This is a genomic window from Deltaproteobacteria bacterium (assembly GCA_009929795.1).
Lineage (GTDB): Bacteria > Desulfobacterota > Desulfovibrionia > Desulfovibrionales > Desulfomicrobiaceae > RZZR01.
Genome location: RZZR01000245.1, coordinates 1 through 2676 on the forward strand (window position 1 = coordinate 1; position 2676 = coordinate 2676).

Annotated in this window: 2 protein-coding genes; both read left to right on the forward strand. The window is 58.2% G+C overall.

Features of this window, described 5'->3' with window-relative positions; genetic code table 11:
- The first annotated feature begins 235 nt into the window (after window positions 1-235).
- A complete protein-coding gene (locus tag EOM25_13740; protein ID NCC26236.1) occupies window positions 236-1984 on the forward strand; it encodes an MBL fold metallo-hydrolase in 1749 nt (582 codons plus the stop codon).
- 83 nt (window positions 1985-2067) lie between these two features.
- Window positions 2068-2676, forward strand: a 609-nt coding sequence (locus tag EOM25_13745) for a DUF3313 domain-containing protein (protein NCC26237.1), incomplete at its 3' end; no start/stop codon positions are given.

Below are 2676 nucleotides of genomic sequence, written 5' to 3' on the forward strand. Positions count from 1 at the left end.
CTTCGACATCGGTTGGCGTCCGGCGAGAAAGCCACAACCAATTTCCGTGGCCGTTGAACGAAAGATCGAATCCAGAATTCGTGATTGGTTTTTTTCGAATTCAGTTGAAAATATCAGGAGGTGGCGAAAGATAATCGCAATGGGAAACGCGGAAGGGTTCAGGAAGACTGGGATATTCAGACAACCAGGGTGAAGAAAAATTCAGGAGGATTCTATGAAAATTCGTCTTGTGCTGATGGCCGTGTTCGTCTTTTTCGTGGTCTCCCCGGCCCAGGCCTTTGGGCCGCCGTTCATTCCCGAAGCGGTCCAGACCAGCCCCCAGCTTTGGAGCCTGTACGAGAGCTTTTCTCCCGCCCAGGTCATCGAGGCCACGGACGGGGTCTATGTGGCCCGCGGCTACAACCGTGACAATCCGGTCCTCATCGATGGCCCCGACGGCCTAGTGGTCATCGATCCGGGCGAGAGCATCAATGCCTCCCTGGTCGTCAAGCAGGCCTTCAACGATCACCTGGACGACATCTTCAACCGCAAACCGGTCAAGGCAGTCATCTACACCCATCACCACGACTGCCATATCCATGGCGCGTCCGTGTTCGCCGGTCCAGGGACGGCCATCATCGCTCACGAGAATCTGATGGACATTCTCTACTACGACTGGTTCGGCCAGTTGTACCCCTCCCGGCGCACCGGGGGAACCATGATGTCCGGGGCCCTTTTCGCCTCGGAACCCAGATGGTTCTCCGGCGGCGGTCTGTTCTGCACCCAGATTCACGGTCCGTCCGGCTTCCTGCCCCCCAACGTGATCGTGAAGGACAACCTGGAGATGAACATCGCCGGCCTGGACTTCATCTTCTACTCCGCCCCGGGGGAGACCCGGGACGTTCTGGTCGTCTGGCTGCCCGAGAAAAAAACTCTCATTCAGATCGCCAACCTCTACGAGGCCATGCCGGCCTTCACCACCCTGCGCGGGGCCTATGCCCGGGACCCCTTGTCCTACATCCAAAGCATTGACCTCTACCGAAGCCTGAACCCGGAATACCTCGTCCTTTGCCACGGGCCGCATCCGGCCATCTCCGGCAAGGCCACCATCAACCAGCTTCTGACCAACTACCGTGACGCCATTCAGTTCATCCACGATCAGACCGTCCAGGGCATGAACAAGGGGCTGACCGCCGGTGAGATCAAGGACATCGTCAAGCTGCCTCCGCATCTGGCCAACGATCTCTTTTTGCAGGAAACCTATGGTCAGGTGGACAGGAACATTCGGGAAATTTTCTGGTGGTACCGGGGCTATTTTTCCGGCAAGTGTCGGGATCTCTACATCCACTCGCCCCAGGAAGAGGCCGAAATGGCCGCCGAGCTGGCCGGCGGCGTGGAGGCCTTGGCGGCCAAGGCCCAATCAGCCATGGAAGCAGGCAAGCTCGAGTGGGCTCTGCTCTTTGCCGACAACGCCCTCCTGCTCGACCCCCAGAACACCGTGGCCCGGGCCACCAAGAACGCGACCCTCATTTCCCTGGCCGAAACGACCATCAACGCCCAGACCCGGAACTACCTGCTCTCCGAGTATCTTGTGGAGACCAAACAGGCCATCTTTCCCCCAGCCGAGCATCCCAAGCTGGCCTTCAAAAACATGGACGACCACGCCGTGGGCTACATGTCCATGAAGGACCTCTTCCGGATCATGGCCGTCAATCTGAACGCCGAGAAATCTGTGAACGTGCAGACCTCCTTCGGTCTGTATTTCAACGATCTGAGCACGAACATCGACGAGGCCTGTTACACCCTGGAAATACGCAAGGGCATCCTTGAGGCCATCAAGTCGCCCATCTATTATTGCGAGTTCATTGTCATTGCCGATTCATCGGTCTGGAAGAACATCGTCCTGGGCAAGGTCCTGCCCCGAACGGCGGTGGAATCCGGCCAAGCCATCGTGTTCGGGGCCGCGCCGGAAAAATTCTACGAGGCCATGAGATTGTTCGATTGAAAACGTCCTTGGTCCCGGATGGTCCGACTTACGATCGATCCATCCGGGTGTTCCCTCATTTTTTTCAAGTGCAGGAGTTTCCTATGCCTTCACCCATGAACAGAACCGCATTGCTTCTTTTCTGCCTGACGGCCATGCTTCTTCTCACCGCCTGCGCCACGACCGGCCACAAGGCCAGTCTTCCCCAGGCCAAGCGGTTCCTGGACGGATACTACCAGAAACTCGAGCCCGGGCCTCCGGGCGGGGCCAAGATGCGCTGGTTCAAGCCCGGGGCGGATTTTGCCAAATACGACAAGGTCATGCTCGAAGGCGTGGTCTTCTATTTTTCGCCCGATTCGGAAGACACTCGTATTGACGCCGAAGAGATGAAAGAAATCAGCGACGCCTGCAACCTGGCCGTGGCGCAGGCCATCCAGGAGGGGTACCCCATTGTGGCCCAGCCTGGGCCGGACGTCATCCGCATCCGGTTCGCCATAACCGACCTGAAGCAGAGTCGCCCGGTCTTGAGTGCCGTGTCCACGGTCATCCCCGTGGGTCTGGGCATCAGCCTGGTCAAGAAGGGAACCACGGATTCCTGGACCGGATCCGGAGCGACCAAGGTCGAAGTCATGGCCCTGGACTCCATGACCAACGAAGTCATCGCCGCGGCCCAGGATGAGAAAAAGGCCGAGTTCGAGGATCGTTTCAGCAAA

Excerpts from the sequence above, each read along its gene's own strand:
- EOM25_13740 (NCC26236.1), top strand. The coding sequence starts at position 236 with ATGGCCGTGTTCGTCTTTTTCGTGGTCTCCCCGGCCCAGGCCTTTGGG.